Here is a 24,572-nt window from a genome sequence, read left to right as displayed (position 1 = left end):
CTGATAAGACGCGTTAGCGTCGCATCAGGCGCTGAATGCCGGATGTGGCCTATAAACCACACAAATTCCGTTACGATAATCCCGTTAAAGCAATTTTTTCGCCAACGTCCAGACGCTGGTATTGGTGGTCGAAAGCGCCACCACACCGGCGTCAATTGCATTGCGCGCATCTTCTTCATCGCACACCAGTCCGCCTGCAATCAGCGGCTGGCGGATTTTCTCCGTCACCCAGCCCAGTACTTTGGGCATACAGCCAGGCAGGATCTCAATGCAATCCGGGTTCGATTGCGCAACCTGCTTATCAATATTGTGAAACGAAATCGAATCGACAATAAACAGGCGATGAATACAGAAAAAACCTTCCGCTCTTGCCGCTTTCAGCATTGAGGCTTTGGTACTGATAATACCGTCCGCCTCGGTCACCAGTTTCAGAAACTGAATGACGACCTCTTTATTTGACGCTCCTTCCAGCAAATCGACATGAATAAAGGCATATTTCCCGGCGTTTTTAATCTTTTTGACGATTTGACTGATGGTGCAGATATTGCCGTACAACACGGAAATAAACTGGCATTCAGAATCAATGGCCAGTTGCAGACTGGCATTATCTTTAACGGCAGCAATCACCGGATTCTGGCGGAGCAGGTGTAAGAGGGGCATAAATTATCCTTATTATTTATCCAAAGCGGTAGGTGATGCCGAATCCGGAAGGCGGATAGCGCCACTGTTGTAGTGTTTTTTCATTGCACAGCAAACGGCAGGTGCCGCACTCCAGGCAGTTACGATAATCAACGCGCAAATCACCTTCCGGCGTGAGCGAAAAAAGACCTGCCGGGCAGGCGTTAATCAACCGTTCTGCCGTCTGGCGCTCAACGGAATCAGACGGAACAATATGCGGCGCATCAGCCGCGCGCCAGAGATTACGGGCTACAGACATCGCAGACTCCTGATAACATCGCCTGCCAGATGCCACAATCCGTGACGACGTAAATGACGCCAGAATAACTGGCGCAGCGGTGGAACAGGTTTATCACCCTGATCCCATAAATCACGGGAAATATCCTGCATTAACGCTGGCCATTTCCGATACCAGCCAGGTCGGTGTAAAAGCGCCGGAACATGCTGATAACGTTGTAGAACATCCCACAGCAGGCTACGTTCTACGTTGTGATGATAAAGCGGAAAAAGATTTTGCGGCTCGCGGTGCTGGCAGGCGCTAATCAGCGTTTGCGCTGCTGCCTGCGCACCAGTCAGCGCCATGTCCATGCCGCGCACTGAAATTCCAGTATTGACGCAACTGCGTAATGCATCGCCCACCAGCAACCAGCCGTTACCAGCGTATTGCATCGGCATACTGTGCAGGCCACCTTCTGGCACCAGATGCGCGCCATACTCAAGCGATTCCGTGTTTTTGATAAGCGGGCGCACTGCCGGATGTGTTTTAAAACGAGCTAACAGCTCGCTTGCTGGAACACAGCTTTGTGCAAGGGAAGAGAGCGGGCAAACAATCCCAACTGAAAGCGTTTGTTGATTGGTATAAAGAAAGGCGCCGCCGGGCAAGTCATCACAGATTTCGCCGCTAAACAATAGCGCCGCACCTTCGTTATTCTCCAGATGAAAACGTTCTTCGATAATGGATCTTTCAAGCGACAGAACTTCTTTGATTCCCAACGCCATCGCTTCGCTAGCAGGGCGGGTAACTAACCCATGACGTTCTGCCAGTACGCTATTGGCACCTTCCGCCAGCACCACATAACGAGCGCGGATAATATCGTCACCACAAATAACGCCACATACTCTGCCGTTTTCTATATGTAGTGCATCCACCGTTGCGCCAGGGATGCACTCGACACCTTCTTTTTCGGCTTCGGCAACCAGCCACGGATCGAAGCGAGCGCGTAAGACACTCCAGGATTCACCGCCAGGCTGTAAGCTGGAAAATGTCGTTGCGCCATCCGGCGTTAGCAGAGAAAGGCTTTCGTGAGTGATGCGTCGCTCAAGGGGTGCGGTCAGGTTAAATTGGGGGAGGAGTTCCGCGAGTGCATGGGTATATAGCCGTCCGCCGGAAAGATTTTTGCTGCCAGGGATTTCAGCGCGTTCCAGTAACAGAACGGATAAGCCCGCTCGTGCGCAGCGTAACGCACAAGCGGTGCCCGCAATGCCGGCACCGATAATAATAATGTCGCAGTCGTCTTCCATGTCGTGCCCCATATATCCAGAGCGCAACACCCTAACATAGCGTTACTTAAGCGAAATTGACCGCCGACACACTCTTATCATTCGCCGCGATAGATGCAACCTGCAGTGCAGGTTTCTTTCACCATAACCGCACTTAACAACGGAACAACCGGTTTAACCTGATCCCAAATCCATTTTGCTAAAACCTCGCTGGTCGGGTTTTCCAGGCCAGGAATATCATTGAGATAATAGTGATCGAGGCGATCATAGGTTGGTTTAAATGCCGCTTTCAGTTCAGCGAAATCGATAATCCAGCCCGTATGCGGATCGACTTCCCCGGTAATTTCCAGGCGCACCATAAAAGAGTGCCCGTGAAGGCGACCACATTTATGCCCTTGTGGGACGTGTGGCAAGCGGTGAGCGGCTTCGAAGGTGAAATCTTTAAATAACGTGGTGGACATCATAATTTCTCTACAGGACGACAAAACGGGCGTAGAGTACCGGAAAGCCTGTTTTTTCGCATTATCTAAAATGGGTTTGTTGCGCAAAATAGCCTAATTATCTTAATGATGGTCGATATTTATTTAATTTTCATTGGGTTAATAAATCTATTTTGTTGTTAAAGACTATTGCTAAAACAGGTTAGTCGATTTGGTTATTAGTTATCGCTATCCCGTCTTTAATCCACACCGTTCGCCCCGTTAACCTTACCTTCTCTTTTGTTTTATGGGCGCAGACAGGGCGCAGAAACAGCTTTGCTTACTGGAACATAACGACGAATGACGACACAGGCCCCACCTTCCGCTTTGCTTCCGCTGAACCCGGAGCAACTGGCTCGCCTCCAGGCAGCTACTACTGATTTGACACCTACCCAGCTTGCGTGGGTATCCGGCTATTTCTGGGGAATACTTAACCAGCAGCCAGGTACACTTGCAGCTACACCTGCGCCTGGCGCAGAAATGCCGGGTATCACCATCATCTCCGCTTCGCAAACGGGTAATGCTCGCCGGGTCGCTGAAGCGTTACGTGACGACTTATTAGCGGCAAAACTGAACGTTAAGTTGGTGAACGCAGGCGATTATAAATTCAAACAAATCGCCAGTGAAAAACTGCTCATTGTGGTGACTTCAACACAAGGGGAAGGGGAACCGCCGGAAGAAGCCGTCGCGCTGCATAAGTTCCTGTTCTCCAAAAAAGCGCCGAAGCTGGAAAATACCGCTTTTGCCGTGTTTAGCCTTGGTGACACCTCTTATGAGTTTTTCTGCCAGTCCGGTAAAGATTTTGACAGCAAGCTGGCGGAACTGGGCGGTGAGCGCCTGCTCGACCGTGTTGATGCTGACGTTGAATATCAGGCAGCCGCCAGCGAATGGCGCGCCCGCGTGGTTGATGTTCTGAAGTCCCGCGCGCCTGTTGCGGCACCTTCGCAATCTGTCGCTACTGGCGCGGTAAATGAAATTCACACCAGCCCGTATAGCAAAGAAGCGCCGCTGGTGGCGAGCCTTTCGGTTAACCAGAAAATTACCGGACGCAATTCTGAAAAAGACGTTCGCCATATCGAGATCGATTTAGGTGATTCAGGCCTGCACTATCAGCCGGGCGACGCGCTGGGCGTCTGGTATCAGAACGATCCGGCACTGGTAAAAGAGATTGTTGAATTGCTGTGGTTGAAAGGCGATGAGCCTGTCACTGTTGATGGCAAAACGCTACCGCTGGCAGAAGCCTTACAGTGGCATTTTGAACTGACCGTCAACACTGCGAATATTGTTGAGAACTACGCCACTTTAACGCGCAGTGAAACGCTGCTGCCGCTGGTGGGCGATAAAGCGAAGTTGCAGCATTACGCGGCAACCACGCCAATTGTCGATATGTTGCGTTTCTCTCCGGCACAACTGGACGCTGATGCATTCATCGGTATTTTGCGCCCGTTGACGCCGCGCTTATATTCCATCGCCTCATCGCAGGCGGAAGTCGAGAGCGAAGTGCACATCACCGTCGGCGTTGTGCGTTATGACGTGGAAGGTCGCGCCCGTGCGGGTGGTGCCTCCAGCTTCCTCGCCGATCGCGTGGAAGAAGAGGGCGAAGTTCGGGTGTTTATCGAACATAACGACAACTTCCGTTTGCCTGCTAATCCGGAAACGCCGGTGATTATGATTGGCCCCGGTACGGGCATCGCGCCGTTCCGCGCCTTTATGCAGCAGCGTGCCGCCGACGAAGCGCCGGGTAAAAACTGGCTGTTCTTTGGTAATCCGCACTTTACGGAAGATTTCCTCTATCAGGTGGAATGGCAGCGTTACGTCAAAGAAGGCGTGCTGACGCGTATCGATCTCGCCTGGTCGCGCGATCAAAAAGAAAAAATTTACGTACAAGACAAACTGCGCGAACAGGGCGCAGAGCTGTGGCGCTGGATCAATGACGGTGCCCACATTTATGTCTGCGGCGACGCCAATCGCATGGCGAAAGACGTTGAACAGGCACTTCTGGAAGTGATTGCCGAATTTGGTGGCATGGACACCGAAGCGGCGGATGAATTTTTAAGTGAGCTGCGCGTTGAGCGCCGTTATCAGCGAGATGTCTACTAATGAGCGAAAAACATCCAGGGCCTTTAGTGGTCGAAGGTAAACTGGCAGACGCGGAGCGCATGAAGCTTGAGAGCAACTATCTGCGCGGCACGATTGCTGAAGATTTAAACGACGGCCTGACCGGCGGCTTTAAAGGCGACAACTTTCTGCTGATCCGTTTCCACGGTATGTATCAGCAGGATGACCGCGATATCCGCGCTGAGCGTGCCGAGCAGAAGCTGGAACCACGTCACGCGATGATGCTGCGCTGCCGTCTGCCTGGTGGAGTGATCACCACCAGACAATGGCAGGCGATTGATAAATTTGCTGAAGACAACACGATTTACGGCAGCATTCGTCTGACCAACCGCCAGACGTTCCAGTTCCACGGCATTCTGAAAAAGAACGTCAAGCCGGCACACCAGATGCTGCACTCGGTCGGGCTTGATGCGCTGGCAACCGCCAACGACATGAACCGTAACGTGCTTTGCACCTCGAACCCGTTTGAATCGCAGCTGCACGCGGAAGCGTATGAATGGGCGAAGAAAATTTCTGAGCACCTGCTGCCACGTACTCGTGCATATGCGGAGATCTGGCTCGATCAGGAGAAAGTCGCTACCACTGATGAAGAACCGATCCTCGGTCAGACTTATTTGCCGCGTAAATTCAAAACCACGGTAGTGATCCCGCCGCAGAACGATATCGATCTGCATGCCAATGACATGAACTTTGTGGCAATAGCAGAAAACGGCAAGCTGGTAGGCTTCAATTTGCTGGTGGGCGGTGGGCTGTCTATCGAACACGGTAACAAAAAAACCTACGCCCGCACCGCGAGCGAGTTTGGTTATCTGCCGCTGGAGCATACGCTGGCGGTGGCGGAAGCCGTCGTGACGACTCAGCGTGACTGGGGTAATCGAACCGATCGTAAAAATGCCAAAACCAAATACACGCTGGAACGTGTGGGTGTTGAGACGTTTAAAGCGGAAGTGGAACGTCGCGCGGGGATCAAGTTCGAACCGATCCGTCCGTATGAGTTCACCGGACGCGGTGATCGCATCGGCTGGGTTAAAGGCATTGATGATAACTGGCACCTGACGCTGTTTATCGAAAATGGTCGCATCCTTGATTATCCGGGGCGTCCGTTGAAAACCGGTCTGCTGGAGATCGCGAAGATCCACAAAGGCGATTTCCGCATTACGGCGAACCAGAATCTGATCATCGCCGGTGTGCCGGAAAGCGAGAAAGCGAAGATCGAGAAGATCGCCAAAGAGAGCGGGTTAATGAATGTCGTCACGCCGCAGCGTGAAAACTCGATGGCCTGCGTGTCATTCCCGACTTGCCCGCTGGCAATGGCGGAAGCGGAGCGTTTCCTGCCGTCTTTTATCGACAACATCGATAATTTAATGGCGAAACATGGTGTCAGCGATGAGCATATCGTGATGCGTGTAACAGGCTGCCCGAACGGTTGTGGTCGCGCGATGCTGGCGGAAGTGGGCCTGGTGGGTAAAGCGCCGGGTCGCTACAACCTGCATCTTGGCGGCAACCGCATTGGGACACGTATCCCTCGGATGTATAAAGAAAACATCACCGAGCCGGAAATCCTGGCGTCGCTTGATGAACTGATAGGGCGCTGGGCGAAAGAGCGTGAAGCGGGTGAAGGCTTCGGCGACTTTACGGTGCGTGCGGGCATCATTCGCCCGGTGCTCGATCCGGCACGCGATTTGTGGGATTAACCATCAGCGGGATATTGTAGGCCTGATAAGACGTGTGAGCGTCGCATCAGGCAAGGCAAACAGTGAGGTATCTATGTCCAGACTCGATCTAAACGCCCTGAACGAACTACCGAAGGTAGAGCGCATTCTGGCGCTGGCGGAAACTAATGCCCAACTGGAAAAACTGGACGCTGAAAGCCGCGTTGCCTGGGCGCTGGATAATCTGCCCGGTGAATATGTACTTTCTTCCAGCTTTGGCATTCAGGCGGCGGTGAGCCTGCATCTGGTGAATCAGATTCACCCGGATATTCCAGTGATCCTCACTGATACCGGTTATTTGTTCCCGGAAACCTACCGCTTTATTGACGAGTTAACGGACAAACTCAAACTAAATCTGAAGGTCTACAGGGCAAAAGAAAGCGCCGCCTGGCAGGAAGCGCGCTACGGTAAACTGTGGGAGCAAGGTGTTGAAGGCATTGAAAAGTACAATGACATCAATAAAGTCGAACCCATGAACCGGGCGCTGAAAGAACTTAACGCGCAAACCTGGTTTGCTGGCCTGCGCCGCGAACAATCCGGCAGTCGCGCTAATTTGCCAGTGCTGGCTATCCAGCGTGGTGTATTTAAAGTCCTGCCGATTATCGACTGGGATAACCGAACTATTTATCAGTACCTGCAAAAACACGGTCTTAAATATCACCCATTGTGGGATGAAGGATATTTATCGGTCGGTGATACTCATACAACCCGTAAATGGGAACCCGGCATGGCGGAAGAAGAAACGCGTTTCTTTGGCTTAAAAAGGGAATGTGGATTACACGAAGGGTAAACGTTATCCGGATAAATTAAACGCCTCTGTCAGAAATGATGGGGGCGTTTTTATTTTGCGAGCAGCATTCCGGCATTTAAACGTGAACGTCGCAGGGAGAATCAACAGGTATAGAATGGTGTCGGGTGCTTGAGGCTGTCTGGCGTTAAGCATTCGCGAGGTTCCAGATGGACAAAAGCCCCAGGCGATATTTCTATCAACCTGAGGCCAGCGTTCGAACCTAAGCAATTCGGATGTTAGTCTCTTCTTTGCAGGGAGGCAAGACATGCTGACAAAATATGCCCTTGTGGCAATCATAGTGCTGTGTTTTACAGTATTGGGATTCACGCTGATGGTAGGCGACTCGTTGTGTGAGTTGAGTATCAGAGAACGTGGTATGGAGTTTAAGGCAGTTCTCGCTTACGAATCGAAGAAGTAGCCACCACGCGGGGGTAAAACCCCGCGTATTGGATTGTGATGGTTTGGTCTCCTGCACCCTTTTTTTACTCTGTTTCAGGTGGCGTTGATTTCCTGCAGGCACGGGAATAATCAATTAAAACCCATCAAGACGCCTTCGCCAGCTCTTTCACTAGCGGTAGCATTATCCGCATTACATCACGGCAGCGGCGTTCTATTCTTCCAGGAAGTGCCTTATCAATATGCTGTTGATTATCCAGTCTTACATCATGCCAGCTAGTTCCCTCAGGGAATGCGGCTGTTTTTGCGCGTTGCTGATAACCATCTTTATTTCCCAGATTCCAGTTTGTTGCTTCTACCGAAAGTACGGCAATACCGGCTTTGTCGAAAACCTCGGCGTCATTACAACACCCAGTGCCTTTCGGATAATTTTTATTCAAACCCGGATTGGTCGTCGCGGCTATTCCGTGACTGCGCGCAATTGCCAGTGCCCTGTCGCGCGTTAATTTCCTTACTGCTTCAGGGGTTTTTACACCGCTGTTGAAATACAATTTATCGCCAACAATTAAGTTATCGAGATTAATCACCAGCAGCGTATTTTTCTTTTCGGTGTCACTCATCCGCTTGAGTAAATTCTCAGCGCCTAATTTCCCTTCCTCTTCGCCACTGGTCGCCACAAATCGAATACCATACTCGGTAGGCGTATTTTTCAGGCGTTCTGCCAGTTCCAGCATGACACCTAAACCTGCGGCGTTATCATCCATTCCTTGTAACGTCAGCCCGCCGAGATTGGCATCGGCGTCAGCATCGCTCTGCGGGGCGTAGGTATCCAGATGCGCCATAATAATGATCTGCTGCGGCGCTTTGCCTTCATGAGCGGCAATCACCGTACTTCCCGTCACGTTATGCCAGTTTTTGCGATTATCGCGGGCGGTATAAATATATCGGCTATTAAATGTCCGAATATCACTGCGATAACCCATTTGCTGAAACTGTTGCTGAATATAATCGGCAGATAACATTTCTGCGGGGGTTCCGGTCATGCGTCCCGGAAAGAAAGTGGCAATATGTCGTGCCTGGGTATTAGCAAAATCGCCAAGTTTAGGTGACGAGGCGTGTACGGGGAGAATAAAGCATACGCCGAGCGCCAGGGCAGCGGTACGGTGGCGCAATGCGGAAAACATAGTGAGTCCTTAAATACCATGCAAATTTTTTTACCGCCATAGTATGAAACTGCCGCTGCGCTAAAACAATTTCAAATCTTCCTAAATGCCCGAAATCCGGAGCCTTAAGCACTTTTTGATATTAGCTTTGCCAAATCGTTATTCCGTTAAGGAACTACTCATTCTAATTGGTAATTTCATTCGTTCTCTTACGCTCCCTATAGTCGAAACATCTGATGGCAAGAAAATAGCGGTATTGCAAAGGAACGGTTATGGATCAAAAACGACTTACTCACCTGCGGCAACTGGAGGCGGAAAGTATCCACATTATTCGCGAGGTGGCGGCAGAATTTTCAAATCCGGTGATGCTCTACTCTATCGGTAAAGATTCCAGCGTCATGCTGCATCTGGCGCGCAAGGCGTTTTATCCAGGTACGCTGCCTTTCCCGTTGCTGCATGTTGATACTGGCTGGAAATTCCGCGAGATGTATGAGTTCCGCGATCGCACAGCTAAAGCCTATGGCTGCGAACTGTTGGTACATAAAAATCCAGAAGGCGTGGCGATGGGGATTAATCCATTCGTGCACGGCAGCGCCAAACATACCGACATCATGAAAACTGAAGGCCTGAAACAGGCGCTGAACAAATACGGTTTTGATGCCGCCTTTGGTGGTGCACGCCGTGACGAAGAAAAATCCCGTGCTAAAGAGCGTATCTACTCTTTCCGTGACCGCTTTCATCGCTGGGATCCGAAAAATCAGCGTCCGGAGCTGTGGCATAACTACAACGGACAAATTAACAAAGGCGAAAGTATCCGCGTCTTTCCGCTCTCTAACTGGACTGAGCAGGATATCTGGCAATACATCTGGCTGGAAAATATCGACATTGTTCCGCTGTATCTCGCCGCTGAACGTCCGGTTCTGGAACGCGACGGTATGTTGATGATGATTGATGACAACCGTATCGACCTGCAACCCGGCGAAGTGATTAAAAAACGGATGGTGCGTTTCCGCACGCTGGGCTGCTGGCCGCTGACCGGTGCGGTGGAGTCAAATGCGCAAACACTGCCGGAGATCATCGAAGAAATGCTGGTTTCCACCACCAGTGAACGTCAGGGCCGCGTGATTGACCGCGACCAGGCAGGATCTATGGAGCTGAAAAAACGTCAGGGGTATTTTTAAGATGAACACCGCACTTGCACAACAAATCGCCAATGAAGGCGGCGTCGAAGCCTGGATGATCGCGCAACAACATAAAAGCCTGCTGCGTTTTCTGACCTGTGGCAGCGTTGATGACGGCAAAAGTACCCTGATTGGTCGTTTGCTGCACGATACCCGCCAAATCTACGAAGATCAGCTCTCATCACTGCATAACGACAGTAAACGTCACGGCACTCAGGGCGAAAAACTGGATCTGGCATTGCTGGTGGATGGTCTGCAAGCCGAGCGCGAACAGGGCATCACTATCGATGTGGCATATCGCTATTTCTCCACCGAGAAGCGTAAATTTATTATCGCCGACACCCCAGGGCACGAGCAGTACACCCGCAATATGGCGACCGGCGCATCGACATGTGAGCTGGCGATCTTGCTGATCGACGCCCGAAAAGGCGTGCTCGATCAAACCCGTCGCCACAGTTTTATCTCCACGCTGTTGGGGATCAAACATCTGGTCGTGGCGATCAACAAAATGGATCTGGTGGATTACAGCGAAGAGACGTTCACCCGCATTCGTGAAGACTACCTGACTTTTGCGGAACAATTACCGGGCAATCTGGATATCCGCTTTGTGCCACTCTCCGCGCTGGAAGGCGATAACGTGGCTTCGCAAAGTGAAAGTATGCCGTGGTACAGCGGTTCGACATTGCTCGAAATGCTCGAAACCGTAGAGATCCAGCGAGTGGTGGATGCCCAGCCAATGCGCTTCCCGGTGCAGTACGTTAACCGCCCGAATCTTGATTTTCGTGGCTACGCCGGAACGCTGGCATCCGGTCGTGTGGAAGTCGGGCAACGAGTCAAAGTGTTGCCTTCGGGAGTGGAGTCAAACATTGCGCGGATCGTCACTTTTGATGGCGATCGCGAAGAAGCCTTTGCCGGAGAGGCGATCACTCTGGTGCTGACGGATGAGATCGACATCAGCCGTGGCGATCTGCTGCTGGCGGCAGACGAAGCATTACCGGCAGTGCAGAGCGCGTCGGTGGATGTGGTATGGATGGCGGAACAGCCGCTTTCCCCAGGGCAGAGTTACGACATCAAAATTGCCGGTAAGAAGACGCGTGCTCGTGTTGATGGCATTCGCTATCAGGTTGATATTAATAACCTTAACCAACATGAAGTTGAAAATTTACCGCTCAATGGCATTGGTCAGGTTGATCTCACCTTTGACGAGCCGTTGGTGTTAGATCGCTATCAGCAAAACCCTGTTACCGGTGGGCTGATTTTTATCGATCGCCTGAGCAACGTGACTGTTGGTGCCGGTATGGTGCATGAGCCGAAAAACGAGGCCGCCGTTGCGCCGTCGGAATTTAGCGCGTTCGAGCTGGAACTGAATGCGTTAGTGCGCCGCCATTTCCCTCACTGGGGCGCGCGCGATTTGCTGGGAGATAAATAATGGCGCTGCATGACGAAAACGTCGTCTGGCATAGCCATCCGGTCACTGTGCAACAACGCGAGCAACACCACGGTCATCGTGGTGTTGTGCTGTGGTTTACCGGTCTCTCCGGTTCCGGTAAATCAACGGTCGCCGGGGCGCTGGAGGTGGCGTTACATAAACTTGGTGTCAGTACGTATTTGCTGGACGGCGACAACGTTCGCCACGGTTTATGCAGCGATCTCGGTTTTAGCGATGCCGATCGTAAAGAAAATATCCGCCGCGTCGGTGAAGTGGCGAATTTAATGGTTGAAGCCGGACTGGTGGTGTTGACTGCGTTTATTTCACCACACCGCGCCGAACGCCAGATGGTTCGTGAACGTGTAGGAGAAGGGCGATTTATCGAAGTGTTTGTCGATACGCCGCTGGCGATTTGCGAAGCTCGCGATCCAAAAGACTTATATAAGAAAGCGCGTGCCGGTGAACTGCGCAACTTTACCGGAATTGATTCGGTTTACGAAGCGCCTGAATCGGCAGAAATTCATCTCAATGGTGAACAATTAGTAACAAATTTGGTTCAGCAATTATTAGATCTACTGAGACAGAACGATATTATCAGATCCTGAGACACCACCGGGTTTCCATGCCCGGTTCGTCAAAGTAACAGGATCAGATATGCGTAATAGCCATAACATTACACTAACAAATAACGACAGCCTTACTGAGGATGAAGAAACCACATGGTCGCTGCCAGGCGCCGTGGTCGGTTTTGTCTCCTGGCTGTGTGCGCTGGCGATACCGATGTTGATTTATGGCTCTAACACGCTGTTCTTTTTTATCTATACCTGGCCTTTCTTTCTGGCGCTGATGCCCGTCGCGGTGGTGGTGGGTATTGCGCTGCATTCATTGATGGACGGAAAGCTACGCTACAGTATTGTTTTTACCCTGGTGACTGTAGGTATTATGTTTGGTGCACTGTTTATGTGGTTGTTGGGCTAATTTGTTCTTTCCCGTCTACTCTGTTCATAATTCAAACCGTAACCAATAATGAGATTATGTTCCGCACGCCCTGGGTATACGTAACAATGGACAAATGTGGTACATTTGCCCGCGTTGTCGCGGTATCCCCAACAGAGGATGTAGAGTCGTCTTCGGATGTATGGGATGAAGATGCCGTTTTTCAGGGGGCAGGATGGGTAAACTAACGCTGCTGTTGCTGGCTATTCTGGTCTGGCTACAGTATTCGCTGTGGTTCGGTAAGAACGGTATACATGACTATACCCGCGTCAATAATGATGTGGCGGCACAGCAAGCTACAAACGCGAAACTTAAAGCGCGAAACGATCAGCTTTTTGCCGAAATTGACGATCTCAATGGCGGTCAGGAGGCGCTCGAAGAACGAGCGCGTAATGAACTCAGCATGACCAGGCCGGGCGAAACTTTCTATCGTCTGGTGCCTGACGCGTCGAAACGCGCACAGTCTGCGGGGCAAAACAATCGATAAATCAGCCCAGGAATTAACATGGCAACCACTCATTTGGATGTTTGCGCCGTGGTTCCGGCGGCCGGATTTGGCCGCCGAATGCAAACGGAATGTCCTAAGCAATATCTCTCAATCGGTAATCAAACCATTCTTGAACACTCGGTACATGCGCTGCTGGCGCATCCCCGGGTGTCGCGTGTCGTCATTGCTATAAGCCCTGGCGATAGTCGTTTTGCACAACTTCCTCTGGCAAATCATCCGCAGATCACCGTTGTTGACGGTGGCGAAGAACGTGCTAATTCCGTGCTGGCAGGTCTGAAAGCCGCTGGCGACACGCAGTGGGTGTTGGTGCATGACGCCGCTCGCCCTTGTCTGCATCAGGATGACCTTGCGCGTCTGTTGGCGTTGAGCGAAACCAGCCGCACGGGGGGCATTCTCGCTGCGCCGGTGCGTGATACCATGAAACGTGCCGAACCGGGCAAAAATGCCATTGCTCATACTGTTGATCGCAACGGCCTATGGCACGCGCTGACGCCGCAATTTTTCCCTCGTGAGCTGTTATATGACTGCCTGACGCGTGCATTAAATGAAGGCGCTACCATTACCGATGAAGCCTCGGCGCTGGAATACTGCGGTTTTCATCCGCAGCTGGTCGAAGGCCGTGCGGATAACATTAAAGTCACGCGCCCGGAAGATTTGGCGCTTGCCGAATTTTACCTCACCCGAACCATCCATCAGGAGAATACATAATGCGAATTGGACACGGATTTGACGTACACGCCTTTGGCGGCGAAGGCCCAATTATCATTGGTGGTGTGCGCATCCCTTACGAAAAAGGTCTGCTGGCACATTCTGATGGCGACGTGGCGCTCCATGCGTTGACCGATGCATTGCTTGGTGCAGCGGCGCTGGGGGATATCGGCAAACTGTTTCCGGATACCGATCCGGCATTTAAAGGAGCAGACAGCCGCGAGCTGCTGCGTGAAGCCTGGCGACGCATTCAGGCGAAGGGGTATACCCTCGGCAACGTCGATGTCACTATCATCGCTCAGGCACCGAAAATGCTGCCGCACATTCCACAAATGCGCGTGTTTATTGCCGAAGATCTCGGCTGCCATATGGATGATGTTAACGTGAAAGCCACTACTACGGAAAAACTCGGATTTACCGGCCGTGGGGAAGGGATTGCCTGTGAAGCGGTGGCGCTACTCATTAAGGCAACAAAATGATTGAGTTTGATAATCTCACTTACCTCCACGGTAAACCGCAAGGCACCGGGCTGCTGAAAGCCAACCCGGAAGATTTTGTGGTGGTGGAAGATTTAGGCTTTGAGCCTGATGGTGAAGGTGAGCATATTCTGGTGCGCATTCTTAAAAACGGCTGCAATACCCGTTTTGTGGCTGACGCGCTGGCGAAATTCCTGAAAATTCATGCGCGTGAAGTCAGCTTCGCCGGGCAGAAAGACAAACATGCAGTGACGGAACAGTGGTTATGCGCTCGCGTTCCGGGCAAAGAGATGCCCGATCTGAGCGCGTTTCAACTGGAGGGTTGTCAGGTGCTGGAGTATGCGCGCCACAAGCGTAAACTGCGTTTAGGGGCGCTGAAAGGCAACGCCTTTACCCTGGTACTACGCGAAGTGAGCAATCGCGATGACGTTGAACAACGTCTGATCGATATTTGCGTAAAAGGTGTACCGAACTACTTTGGCGCGCAGCGTTTCGGTATTGGCGGTAGTAACTTGCAGGGCGCGCTGCGCTGGGCGCAAACCAATACTCCGGTACGCGATCGCAATAAACGCAGTTTTTGGTTGTCGGCAGCACGTAGTGCGTTGTTTAATCAGATTGTTTCTGAGCGCCTCAAAAAAGCAGAAGTTAATCAAGTTGTTGACGGCGATGCGCTACAATTAGCCGGGCGCGGCAGTTGGTTTGTTGCAACTCACGAAGAACTGGCGGAATTACAGCGTCGCGTCAACGATAAAGAGCTGATGATTACCGCAGCTTTGCCCGGTAGCGGCGAGTGGGGAACCCAACGTGAGGCTCTGGCATTCGAACAAGCGGCGATAGCCGACGAAACTGAATTGCAAGCATTGCTGTTGCGCGAAAAAGTTGAAGCCGCGCGCAGAGCGATGCTGTTATATCCGCAACAATTAAGCTGGAACTGGTGGGATGACGTCACCGTAGAAATCCGTTTCTGGCTTCCGGCGGGAAGTTTTGCGACCAGCGTTGTCAGGGAACTTATCAACACAACAGGTGATTATGCGCATATTGCTGAGTAATGATGACGGGGTACATGCACCCGGTATACAAACGCTGGCGAAAGCCTTGCGTGAGTTTGCTGATGTTCAGGTGGTTGCCCCCGATCGTAACCGCAGCGGCGCTTCAAATTCCCTGACGCTGGAATCCTCCCTGCGAACGTTTACCTTTGAAAATGGTGATATCGCTGTGCAAATGGGAACCCCGACCGACTGCGTCTATCTTGGCGTGAACGCACTAATGCGTCCACGTCCGGATATTGTGGTTTCGGGCATTAACGCCGGCCCCAATCTGGGGGATGATGTTATCTATTCCGGTACGGTAGCCGCCGCGATGGAAGGCCGTCATTTAGGTTTTCCGGCGCTGGCTGTCTCGCTTGATGGACATAAACATTATGACACTGCTGCGGTGGTAACGTGTTCCATTTTGCGCGCACTGTGTAAAGAGCCGCTGCGTACCGGGCGTATTCTCAATATTAACGTACCGGATTTACCACTGGAGCAGATTAAAGGTATCCGTGTCACTCGCTGCGGTACACGACATCCGGCAGATCAGGTGATCCCGCAGCAAGATCCGCGCGGCAATACGCTGTACTGGATTGGCCCACCGGGCGGTAAATGTGATGCCGGTCCGGGGACCGATTTTGCTGCGGTAGATGAGGGCTATGTCTCCATCACGCCGCTGCATGTGGATTTAACTGCGCATAGCGCGCAAGATGTGGTTTCAGACTGGTTAAACAGCGTGGGAGTTGGCACGCAATGGTAAGCAGACGCGTACAAGCACTTCTGGATCAATTACGTGCGCAAGGTATTCAGGATGAGCAGGTGCTGAATGCACTCGCCGCCGTGCCGCGTGAAAAATTCATTGATGAAGCGTTTGAACAAAAGGCCTGGGATAATATCGCGTTGCCGATAGGTCAGGGGCAGACAATTTCGCAGCCATATATGGTGGCGCGAATGACCGAATTACTTGAACTGACGCCGCAGTCGCGGGTGCTGGAAATCGGCACTGGTTCGGGATATCAAACGGCAATCCTGGCGCATCTTGTCCAGCATGTATGTTCGGTCGAACGGATTAAAGGCTTGCAGTGGCAGGCGCGTCGTCGTCTGAAAAATCTTGATTTACATAATGTTTCAACCCGTCACGGCGATGGATGGCAAGGTTGGCAAGCACGTGCGCCGTTTGACGCTATCATTGTAACGGCGGCACCGCCCGAAATTCCTACTGCGCTAATGACGCAACTGGATGAAGGCGGGATTCTCGTCTTGCCGGTCGGGGAAGAGCACCAGTATTTGAAACGGGTGCGTCGTCGTGGGGGCGAATTTATTATCGATACCGTAGAGGCCGTGCGCTTTGTCCCCTTAGTGAAGGGGGAGCTGGCTTGAATTGCGAGGAAATACCTGGAATTTTCCTGGTTATTTTGCAGCAGGTCAGCGTATCGTGAACATCTTTTCCAGTGTTCAGTAGGGTGCCTTGCACGGTAATTATGTCACTGGTTATTAATCAATTTTTCCTGGGGGATAAATGAGCGCGGGAAGCCCAAAATTCACCGTTCGCCGTATTGCGGCTTTGTCACTGGTTTCGCTATGGCTGGCTGGCTGTTCTGACACATCGAATCCACCGGCACCGGTCAGTTCCGTTAATGGTAATGCGCCTGCAAATACCAATTCAGGTATGTTGATTACGCCACCGCCGAAAATGGGAACGACATCTACAGCGCAGCAACCGCAAATTCAGCCGGTACAGCAGCCACAAATTCAGTCTACACAACAACCACAAATCCAACCGGTACAGCCTGTCGCTCAGCAACCGGTGCAAATGGAAAATGGGCGTATCGTCTACAACCGTCAGTACGGGAATATTCCGAAAGGCAGTTATAGCGGCAGTACCTATACCGTGAAAAAAGGCGACACACTTTTCTATATCGCCTGGATCACCGGCAACGATTTCCGTGACCTCGCTCAGCGCAATAATATTCAGGCACCATACGCGTTGAACGTCGGTCAGACCTTGCAGGTTGGCAACGCCTCCGGTACGCCGATTACTGGCGGAAATGCCATTACCCAGGCGGATGCAGCAGAGCAAGGAGTTGTGATCAAGCCTGCACAAAATTCCACCGTTGCTGTTGCGTCGCAACCGACAATTACGTATTCTGAGTCTTCGGGTGAACAGAGTGCTAACAAAATGTTGCCGAACAACAAGCCAACTGCGACCACGGTCACAGCGCCTGTAACGGTGCCAACAGCAAGCACAACCGAGCCGACTGTCAGCAGTACATCAACCAGCACGCCTATCTCCACCTGGCGCTGGCCAACTGAGGGCAAAGTGATTGAAACCTTTGGCGCTTCTGAGGGGGGCAATAAGGGGATTGATATCGCAGGTAGCAAAGGACAGGCAATTACCGCGACCGCAGATGGCCGCGTTGTTTATGCCGGTAATGCGCTGCGCGGTTACGGTAATCTGATTATCATCAAACATAATGATGATTACCTGAGTGCCTACGCCCATAACGACACAATGCTGGTCCGGGAACAACAAGAAGTGAAGGCGGGGCAAAAAATAGCAACCATGGGTAGCACCGGAACCAGTTCAACACGCTTGCATTTTGAAATTCGTTACAAGGGGAAATCCGTAAACCCGCTGCGTTATTTGCCGCAGCGATAATTCGGCGGAACCAGGCTGTTGCTTGAGCGTTCCGTCAAGGGATCACGGGTAGGAGCCACCTTATGAGTCAGAATACGCTGAAAGTTCATGATTTAAATGAAGATGCGGAATTTGATGAGAACGGAGTTGAGGTTTTTGACGAAAAGGCCTTAGTAGAAGAGGAACCCAGTGATAACGATTTGGCCGAAGAGGAACTGTTATCGCAGGGTGCCACACAGCGTGTGTTGGACGCGACTCAGCTTTACCTTGGTGAGATTGGTTATTCGCCACTGTTAACGGCCGAAGAAGAAGTTTATTTTGCGCGTCGCGCACTGCGTGGAGATGTTGCCTCCCGCCGCCGGATGATTGAGAGTAACTTACGTCTGGTGGTAAAAATTGCCCGCCGTTATGGCAATCGTGGTCTGGCTTTGCTGGATCTTATCGAAGAGGGCAACCTGGGGCTTATCCGCGCGGTTGAGAAGTTTGACCCGGAACGTGGTTTCCGCTTCTCAACATACGCAACCTGGTGGATTCGCCAGACGATCGAACGGGCGATTATGAACCAAACCCGTACTATTCGTTTGCCGATTCACATCGTAAAGGAGCTGAACGTTTACCTGCGAACCGCACGTGAGTTGTCCCATAAACTGGACCACGAACCGAGTGCGGAAGAGATCGCAGAGCAACTGGATAAGCCAGTTGATGACGTCAGCCGTATGCTTCGTCTTAACGAGCGCATTACCTCGGTAGACACCCCTCTGGGCGGTGATTCCGAAAAAGCGTTGCTGGACATTCTGGCCGATGAAAAAGAGAACGGTCCGGAAGACACCACGCAAGATGACGATATGAAGCAGAGCATCGTCAAATGGCTGTTCGAGCTGAACGCCAAACAGCGTGAAGTGCTGGCACGTCGATTCGGTTTGCTGGGGTACGAAGCGGCAACACTGGAAGATGTAGGTCGTGAAATTGGCCTCACTCGTGAACGTGTTCGCCAGATTCAGGTTGAAGGCCTGCGCCGTCTGCGTGAGATTTTGCAGACTCAGGGGCTGAATATCGAGGCGCTGTTCCGCGAATAAGCAAGCATCTGTCAGAAAGGCCAGTCTCAAGTGAGGCTGGCCTTTTTCTTTTGTATGATCCGTCCTGAATAGCGTTGATGGTGACGCCAGCTCCTGACAGTAAACTGGTGTGCGAAACCCGATGTCTTTATGAAGAAATTCATGACCGATATTGGCAATAGCGGATCTGAACCAGAGATGATCCTTATCCTGACTGGATTAATTATTTAATTTTATAAAACGATAACCGTCCGCTTTTCGGCGATCCGGTATCAATATAAATCTGGTTAGCGAATGTCTGAATGTTATCAAACATCATATGTCCAAATATAAAATAATCAGCACCGTTTATTTTTTGTAACTCGCCATTAAGCGACTTCTGCACGCGATCAACAGACCAGAGTAATTCGCTTTCCGCGATTTCTTTGCCAAAGTGATATTCATTACCCGGATAATCTGCATGTGCGATGACATATTTTATAAAATCGTTACTCAATTCGATAATATGCGGGAGATGATGAAATCTCAGTAACAGATCTATTGCTTCTTTTTTCTCTGAATCATTTAAATCAAAGAACCAGTCACCGCCGCTGGCTAACCACATATTGCCATCACCAGTCGCGAATGCATCAAGTGCCATCGCTTCATGGTTACCTTTCACGGAGGTAAACCAGGGCTGATTTAACAGGCGTAGCACATTAAGACTCTCCGACCCACGATCAATATTATCGCCTGTGGAAATAAGTAAGTCTGTTTCGTGACAAAAAGATAATTCATGCAAACGGGATTGTAATAATTGATAGTCACCATGAATATCACCAACAGCCCATATATGGCGGTAGTGATGAGCATCAATTTTTTGATAGCGTGTTGATGGCATGATTTTACCCTGTAAAATAATCTATCTCTACTATTATACAGGGTATTTTTATTAGATTCGTCAGTTGTCGTTAATATTCCCGATAGTAAAAGGCTATCGGGAATTATTTTTACACCAGACTCTTCAACCGATAAATCCACTCCAGCGCCTGACGCGGAGTCAGAGAATCTGGATCGAGATTTTCCAGTGCTTCGACCGCTGGCGAGGTTTCTTCCGGCACAGAAAGTAGTGACATTTGCGTACCATCTACCTGTGTAGCGGCAGCATTCGGCGAAATGCTTTCCAGCTCACGCAGTTTCTGTCGCGCACGTTTGATCACCTCTTTCGGTACACCTGCCAGCGCAGCAACCGCCAGACCGTAGCTCTTACTCGCCGCGCCGTCCTGTACGCTGTGCATAAAGGCGATAGTGTCTCCGTGCTCCAGCGCATCGAGATGCACGTTGGCGACGCCTTCCATTTTCTCCGGCAGTTGAGTCAGCTCGAAGTAATGGGTAGCAAACAGCGTCAACGCTTTAATTTTATTCGCCAGATTTTCGGCACATGCCCACGCCAGCGACAGGCCATCGTAAGTCGACGTTCCGCGCCCAATCTCATCCATCAATACCAGACTATACTCGGTGGCGTTATGCAGAATATTAGCGGTTTCGGTCATCTCCACCATAAAGGTTGAACGTCCGGAAGCCAGATCATCCGCTGCGCCAACACGGGTGAAGATGCGATCGATCGGCCCAATCTCGACTTTTTGTGCCGGTACGTAACTGCCAATATACGCCATCAGCGCAATCAACGCGGTCTGGCGCATATAGGTACTTTTACCGCCCATGTTCGGACCGGTGATGATCAACATCCGTCGCTGCGGTGACAGGTTCAGCGGGTTAGCGATAAACGGCTCATTCAGCACCTGTTCAACCACCGGATGGCGACCTTCGGTAATACGAATGCCGGGTTTATCGATAAAGGTCGGGCAGGTGTAGTTCAGGGTATATGCGCGTTCTGCCAGATTTACCAGCACGTCCAGTTCTGCCAGCGCGCTCGCACTCTGTTGTAACGCTTCCAGATGCGGCAGTAGCAGGTCGAACAGCTCTTCATAAAGCTGTTTTTCCAGCGTCAGTGCTTTACCTTTTGAAGTCAGTACCTTGTCTTCGTACTCTTTCAGCTCCGGAATAATGTAACGTTCGGCATTTTTCAGCGTCTGGCGGCGCATATAGTTAATTGGCGCCAGATGACTTTGCCCACGGCTGATTTGAATGTAGTAGCCGTGCACCGCATTAAAGCCGACTTTCAGCGTGTCCAGACCGGTACGTTCACGCTCGCGGATTTCCAGACGCTCCAGATAATCGGTCGCACCGTCAGCCAGCGCACGCCACTCATCCAGCTCTTCGTTATAGCCTGGAGCGATGACGCCACCGTCGCGCACCAGCACCGGTGGCGTGTCGATGATTGCTCGCTCCAGCAGGTCGCGCAGTTCGGCAAATTCGCCCATTTTTTCACGCAGCGCCTGTACTGGTGCACTGTCGACATTTTCTAGCTGTGCACGCAGTTCCGGCAGTTGCTGGAAGGCATGACGCATACGAGCAAGGTCGCGCGGGCGAGCGGTACGCAACGCCAGACGAGCCAGAATACGCTCCAGATCGCCGACCTGCCGGAGTACCGGCTGTAACTCGGCGGTGAAATCCTGCAATGCGCCAATAGTTTGCTGACGCTCAAGCAACACACGGGTGTCACGCACCGGCATATGCAGCCAGCGTTTCAGCATACGGCTACCCATCGGCGTGACGGTGCAATCGAGCACGGAAGCCAATGTATTTTCCGCGCCGCCCGCCAGATTCTGGGTAATTTCCAGGTTACGACGCGTCGCAGCATCCATAATGATGCTGTCCTGCTCACGTTCCATAGTGATAGAGCGAATATGCGGCAGGGTCGTGCGTTGGGTATCTTTCGCATACTGTAACAGACAACCGGCAGCACAAAGCCCACGAGGCGCGTTCTCGACGCCAAAACCGACCAGATCGCGGGTGCCAAATTGCAGGTTCAACTGCTGGCGCGCGGTGTCGATTTCAAACTCCCACAGCGGACGACGGCGCAGGCCGCGACGACCTTCAATCAGCGACATCTCGGCGAAATCTTCTGCATACAACAGTTCCGCCGGATTGGTGCGTTGCAGCTCTGCCGCCATCGTTTCGCGGTCAGCCGGTTCGCTCAGACGAAAACGGCCGGAGCTGATATCCAGCGTCGCGTAACCGAAACCTTTGCTGTCCTGCCAGATAGCCGCCAGCAGATTGTCCTGACGCTCCTGTAGCAGGGCTTCATCGCTGATCGTGCCCGGCGTGACGATACGGACAACTTTGCGCTCAACCGGCCCTTTGCTGGTAGCCGGATCGCCGATTTGTTCACAAATCGCAACCGACTCACCTTGATTCACCAGTTTGGCGAGATAGTTTTCCACTGCATGGTAGGGAATACCCGCCATCGGGATCGGCTCGCCCGCAGATGCGCCGCGTTTAGTCAGTGAAATATCCAGCAGCTGCGACGCTCGTTTTGCGTCGTCATAAAATAGCTCGTAAAAGTCACCCATCCGGTAGAACAGCAGGATCTCAGGATGCTGGGCTTTCAGCTTGAGGTACTGCTGCATCATGGGCGTATGGTCTGAGAGATCCTTGTCGATAGACTCTTGCATATTGATTTTACTCATTTTTTAAGTCTTGCGGCTACCCATGTGGCTCCATGTGAAACCGCTTTAAACCCATATAAATCGATAAATTTGTGTATACCAGAAGCATACTGGTATGTAGTTGGCACATACTCTGACTTGCTGGTATACATATTATATAAATGACACTTTTTCAGCCGATTATAATCAATAAGTTATCTATCGACGTGAAATCAAAACTCGACCAGAAAGAGCGAGTTGTCTACTTACCTAATCCTGATCGAAAACCGTATCTTATCACTGACAACCGCAGGTATTCATCCGTGGGTTTTTGTATCAAAATCAGGTCACCCCAAAACGACCTGTATCATCAACGACGGGGGCAAGACGTCGAAACAGGTTATCAGATCTATGATTGGCAATGTTTGAGATTTTGCCAGCAATGAACGGGCGCGCGAGACTGCTCGCAAATTTGTTGAAACTATGAAATTTATCAGACGAAATCCGAATGCAGTAAAGCGAAAAACAGAGGCTTCTGAGCTAACGCTCAGTGAAGTTTTGCGCAATACGGAAGCCATCTTATAGGTAGATTGAAACCGGTAAAGCCCAACACACTGGATATGCTAAATAAAGCCCAAAAACGCCTGAAAAGGTAAAACAGTAAATTTATTATTGATGAATGTTTTAGTCTCTGTGTATTTTACTCCTATATACACTTTATTTTAGAACTTTCAAGATAATCGCTATTGATAATGTCAATATCGGTATTGATATTATTTGATATCGCTCTTCCTATTCATTTAATATATTTATTAAAAGGATATAAGTTGAAACAACTAACGATAACGGAGTAAGTTGATGACAAGTAAAAACACCCCCACAGAAATAGAAGAAATCGAAATAAGCAATTCAGAAATGTTCCTATGCGACTTGGAAAAAAATATCAATTCTGAAAACAGTACCTCACCAATTTCCGATTACACTAGAGTTCTGAAATATCTGCGCAAAGAAGTGCAGAAGGTAACAACTCAACGAGAAGAAATAGAATTTGCAATGCTTTTTAAAGAAAAATTGGCAGAATTTTCAAAACGCTATAATTTACCAGAAGATCATTTTTCAATTGACATCAGTGGTTCACAGTTTTTAGTTAAAGAATATGGAGGGGAACATCTCATTTCAACTACCCATTTTGAGAATGGCGCATATTTTAGTCATCCACATGCTGACCATCAGATGGAACTAAAGGCTGAGCAGATTCCTAAAATAAGGATAGGTCAATACGTTCGTTTTGGTAGAAATGCATCAGTTAATGCTGGCGGCGATATCACTATTGGCATTGGTGTATGGTTATCACCAGGAAGCCAACTTCTTCGGCAGAATCATGATCCCTACGGTCGTCCATCTGTAGGAGCCAGAACTGTTGCAATGACAACACTACCAGCTATAACCCTCTCTGATTATGCATGGGTCGGTAGAGAGGCTATGGTTGGATGGGCTGCAGACTATATTGGTAAAGCAAGCATTATTGCAACGAGAACGTTTGTAAACACATGGGTAGGGGATTATTCAGTTGTTGGAGACAGAGGGAAGGTTTTGCAATATATGCCATTTAAAGCATATTTACTGGAGCATAAAAAACTATCATTCAAAGAAATATTGATGATTGATGACTGGGTTTCTGTCGATGAAGAGTGGTTACGTTATTATCAGAATGAAGTTGAAGGTAATATCATAGGCCACATGTTACATGAAACAATACAACTAAATAATAAAGATGGTGTTTTAATTATTAATCCACCTGATGCCAATGGTCTTGCTGATTTTACTAAACAGAAGCTGGATATAATCTCAACTGAACGAAATATTTGTCCTTCTGTATTACAATGGTGTTTGGATAATGATTGCTATAATGTTCGATTTAGAGGGGATTTTAATCTCTTCTCATTGCCCTTCTTGACTGGAGGCAGTGCTCATTATCGTAGAAAAACGGGATATTCTCTTATAATTTGCCACCTTTCTACTAAAGAAATTAATGATAAGTTAATGAATGAGATCATGCGAGTGGCTGCACCAGATGCTAAAATAATTTTGCAACAAGAAGCATATAAATTAATTTGTGAGTCATTGACTTCAGAATGTTTATATGGGGAATTTGTTTTTAATCGGGAAATTTTTTATGGTGAA

Annotated in this window: 24 protein-coding genes and 1 pseudogene; 18 read left to right on the top strand and 7 right to left on the bottom strand. The window is 50.3% G+C overall.

Translation table 11 applies throughout. The features are described 5' to 3' along the window. Positions 1–84 precede the first annotated feature (84 nt). The 4 genes from EQY_RS0116330 to queD form a co-directional block, all read right to left on the bottom strand. Positions 85–660 carry a glycerol-3-phosphate responsive antiterminator gene (locus tag EQY_RS0116330; protein ID WP_001130277.1) on the bottom strand — a complete coding sequence of 192 codons (576 nt, stop codon included), beginning with the start codon at positions 658–660 and terminating at the stop codon, positions 85–87. A gap of 16 nt (positions 661–676) precedes the next feature. Further along, positions 677–937, bottom strand: coding sequence for a ferredoxin family protein (locus EQY_RS0116325; RefSeq protein WP_000109515.1), 261 nt, complete (start codon positions 935–937; stop codon positions 677–679). Next, positions 928–2,199, bottom strand: a complete 1,272-nt coding sequence (locus tag EQY_RS0116320) for an FAD-dependent oxidoreductase (RefSeq protein WP_024212621.1) — start codon at positions 2,197–2,199, stop codon at positions 928–930. The genes EQY_RS0116325 and EQY_RS0116320 overlap by 10 nt, the downstream gene beginning before the upstream one ends. 77 nt (positions 2,200–2,276) lie before the next feature. Then, positions 2,277–2,642, bottom strand: coding sequence for a 6-carboxytetrahydropterin synthase QueD (gene queD, locus EQY_RS0116315; protein WP_016159619.1), 366 nt, complete (start codon positions 2,640–2,642; stop codon positions 2,277–2,279). A gap of 315 nt (positions 2,643–2,957) precedes the next feature. Between queD and cysJ the strand changes: the two genes are divergently transcribed. The 4 genes from cysJ (at position 2,958) to EQY_RS0116295 (ending at position 7,695) form a co-directional block, all read left to right on the top strand. Next, positions 2,958–4,757, top strand: coding sequence for an NADPH-dependent assimilatory sulfite reductase flavoprotein subunit (gene cysJ, locus EQY_RS0116310; RefSeq protein ID WP_000211335.1), 1,800 nt, complete (start codon positions 2,958–2,960; stop codon positions 4,755–4,757). After that, positions 4,757–6,469, top strand: coding sequence for an assimilatory sulfite reductase (NADPH) hemoprotein subunit (cysI, locus tag EQY_RS0116305; protein ID WP_001290645.1), 1,713 nt, complete (start codon positions 4,757–4,759; stop codon positions 6,467–6,469). Before cysJ ends, cysI begins: the two co-directional genes overlap by 1 nt. A gap of 73 nt (positions 6,470–6,542) precedes the next feature. Continuing rightward, a complete protein-coding gene (gene cysH, locus EQY_RS0116300; protein WP_000088610.1) occupies positions 6,543–7,277 on the top strand; it encodes a phosphoadenosine phosphosulfate reductase in 735 nt (244 codons plus the stop codon). A 265-nt stretch (positions 7,278–7,542) separates the two neighbouring features. Then, positions 7,543–7,695, top strand: coding sequence for a Hok/Gef family protein (locus EQY_RS0116295; RefSeq protein ID WP_000956460.1), 153 nt, complete (start codon positions 7,543–7,545; stop codon positions 7,693–7,695). A gap of 124 nt (positions 7,696–7,819) precedes the next feature. Here EQY_RS0116295 and iap read toward each other — a convergent pair whose 3' ends face one another. Continuing rightward, positions 7,820–8,857, bottom strand: coding sequence for an alkaline phosphatase isozyme conversion aminopeptidase (gene iap, locus EQY_RS0116290; RefSeq protein ID WP_000490392.1), 1,038 nt, complete (start codon positions 8,855–8,857; stop codon positions 7,820–7,822). Between the two features lie 251 nt (positions 8,858–9,108). On the opposite strand from iap, the gene cysD reads away from it, so the two are divergent. From cysD to rpoS, 12 genes are all read left to right on the top strand, one after another. Further along, entirely contained in the window at positions 9,109–10,017 is a 909-nt protein-coding gene (gene cysD, locus EQY_RS0116285; RefSeq protein ID WP_000372392.1) for a sulfate adenylyltransferase subunit CysD, read from the top strand. A gap of 1 nt (position 10,018) precedes the next feature. Further along, entirely contained in the window at positions 10,019–11,446 is a 1,428-nt protein-coding gene (gene cysN, locus EQY_RS0116280; protein ID WP_001090350.1) for a sulfate adenylyltransferase subunit CysN, read from the top strand. After that, on the top strand, positions 11,446–12,051 hold the full coding sequence (cysC, locus tag EQY_RS0116275) for an adenylyl-sulfate kinase (RefSeq protein WP_001173686.1): 606 nt from the start codon (positions 11,446–11,448) through the stop codon (positions 12,049–12,051). Before cysN ends, cysC begins: the two co-directional genes overlap by 1 nt. A 49-nt stretch (positions 12,052–12,100) precedes the next feature. Then, the gene (locus EQY_RS0116270) at positions 12,101–12,424 is read left to right on the top strand and encodes a DUF3561 family protein (RefSeq protein WP_001246110.1); all 324 of its coding nucleotides are present in this window, start codon (positions 12,101–12,103) and stop codon (positions 12,422–12,424) included. Between the two features lie 193 nt (positions 12,425–12,617). Beyond that, positions 12,618–12,929, top strand: a complete 312-nt coding sequence (gene ftsB, locus EQY_RS0116265) for a cell division protein FtsB (protein WP_000517479.1) — start codon at positions 12,618–12,620, stop codon at positions 12,927–12,929. Between the two features lie 18 nt (positions 12,930–12,947). Next, positions 12,948–13,658 (top strand): 2-C-methyl-D-erythritol 4-phosphate cytidylyltransferase, encoded by a 711-nt coding sequence (ispD, locus tag EQY_RS0116260; RefSeq protein ID WP_000246152.1) that lies wholly within the window; start codon positions 12,948–12,950, stop codon positions 13,656–13,658. Next, on the top strand, positions 13,658–14,137 hold the full coding sequence (ispF, locus tag EQY_RS0116255; protein ID WP_001219242.1) for a 2-C-methyl-D-erythritol 2,4-cyclodiphosphate synthase: 480 nt from the start codon (positions 13,658–13,660) through the stop codon (positions 14,135–14,137). Before ispD ends, ispF begins: the two co-directional genes overlap by 1 nt. Continuing rightward, positions 14,134–15,183 carry a tRNA pseudouridine(13) synthase TruD gene (gene truD, locus EQY_RS0116250; RefSeq protein WP_000568940.1) on the top strand — a complete coding sequence of 350 codons (1,050 nt, stop codon included), beginning with the start codon at positions 14,134–14,136 and terminating at the stop codon, positions 15,181–15,183. Before ispF ends, truD begins: the two co-directional genes overlap by 4 nt. Further along, positions 15,164–15,925, top strand: a complete 762-nt coding sequence (gene surE, locus EQY_RS0116245) for a 5'/3'-nucleotidase SurE (RefSeq protein WP_024212620.1) — start codon at positions 15,164–15,166, stop codon at positions 15,923–15,925. Before truD ends, surE begins: the two co-directional genes overlap by 20 nt. After that, positions 15,919–16,545 carry a protein-L-isoaspartate O-methyltransferase gene (gene pcm, locus EQY_RS0116240; protein WP_000254703.1) on the top strand — a complete coding sequence of 209 codons (627 nt, stop codon included), beginning with the start codon at positions 15,919–15,921 and terminating at the stop codon, positions 16,543–16,545. Before surE ends, pcm begins: the two co-directional genes overlap by 7 nt. A gap of 184 nt (positions 16,546–16,729) precedes the next feature. Next, positions 16,730–17,824, top strand: a complete 1,095-nt coding sequence (nlpD, locus tag EQY_RS0116235; protein WP_333642520.1) for a murein hydrolase activator NlpD — start codon at positions 16,730–16,732, stop codon at positions 17,822–17,824. A 62-nt stretch (positions 17,825–17,886) separates the two neighbouring features. After that, positions 17,887–18,879, top strand: coding sequence for an RNA polymerase sigma factor RpoS (gene rpoS / locus EQY_RS0116230; RefSeq protein WP_000081550.1), 993 nt, complete (start codon positions 17,887–17,889; stop codon positions 18,877–18,879). 202 nt (positions 18,880–19,081) lie between these two features. Here the strand turns inward: rpoS and pphB are convergent, their stop codons facing one another. Next, a complete protein-coding gene (pphB, locus tag EQY_RS0116225) occupies positions 19,082–19,738 on the bottom strand; it encodes a protein-serine/threonine phosphatase (RefSeq protein WP_001141276.1) in 657 nt (218 codons plus the stop codon). Between the two features lie 109 nt (positions 19,739–19,847). Further along, positions 19,848–22,415 carry a DNA mismatch repair protein MutS gene (gene mutS, locus EQY_RS0116220; RefSeq protein ID WP_024212619.1) on the bottom strand — a complete coding sequence of 856 codons (2,568 nt, stop codon included), beginning with the start codon at positions 22,413–22,415 and terminating at the stop codon, positions 19,848–19,850. A gap of 155 nt (positions 22,416–22,570) precedes the next feature. On the opposite strand from mutS, the pseudogene EQY_RS27455 reads away from it, so the two are divergent. Beyond that, positions 22,571–23,035, top strand: a pseudogene (locus EQY_RS27455) (integrase); the annotation flags it as partial. 211 nt (positions 23,036–23,246) lie between these two features. Further along, the coding region (locus tag EQY_RS0116215) for an acyltransferase (RefSeq protein WP_000202159.1) at positions 23,247–24,572 on the top strand (1,326 nt) is incomplete at its 3' end.

The sequence above is a fragment of the Escherichia sp. TW14182 genome, from assembly GCF_000208525.1.
GTDB classification, from domain to species: domain Bacteria; phylum Pseudomonadota; class Gammaproteobacteria; order Enterobacterales; family Enterobacteriaceae; genus Escherichia; species Escherichia ruysiae.
This window is presented reverse-complemented; position numbering and strand designations above follow the sequence as displayed.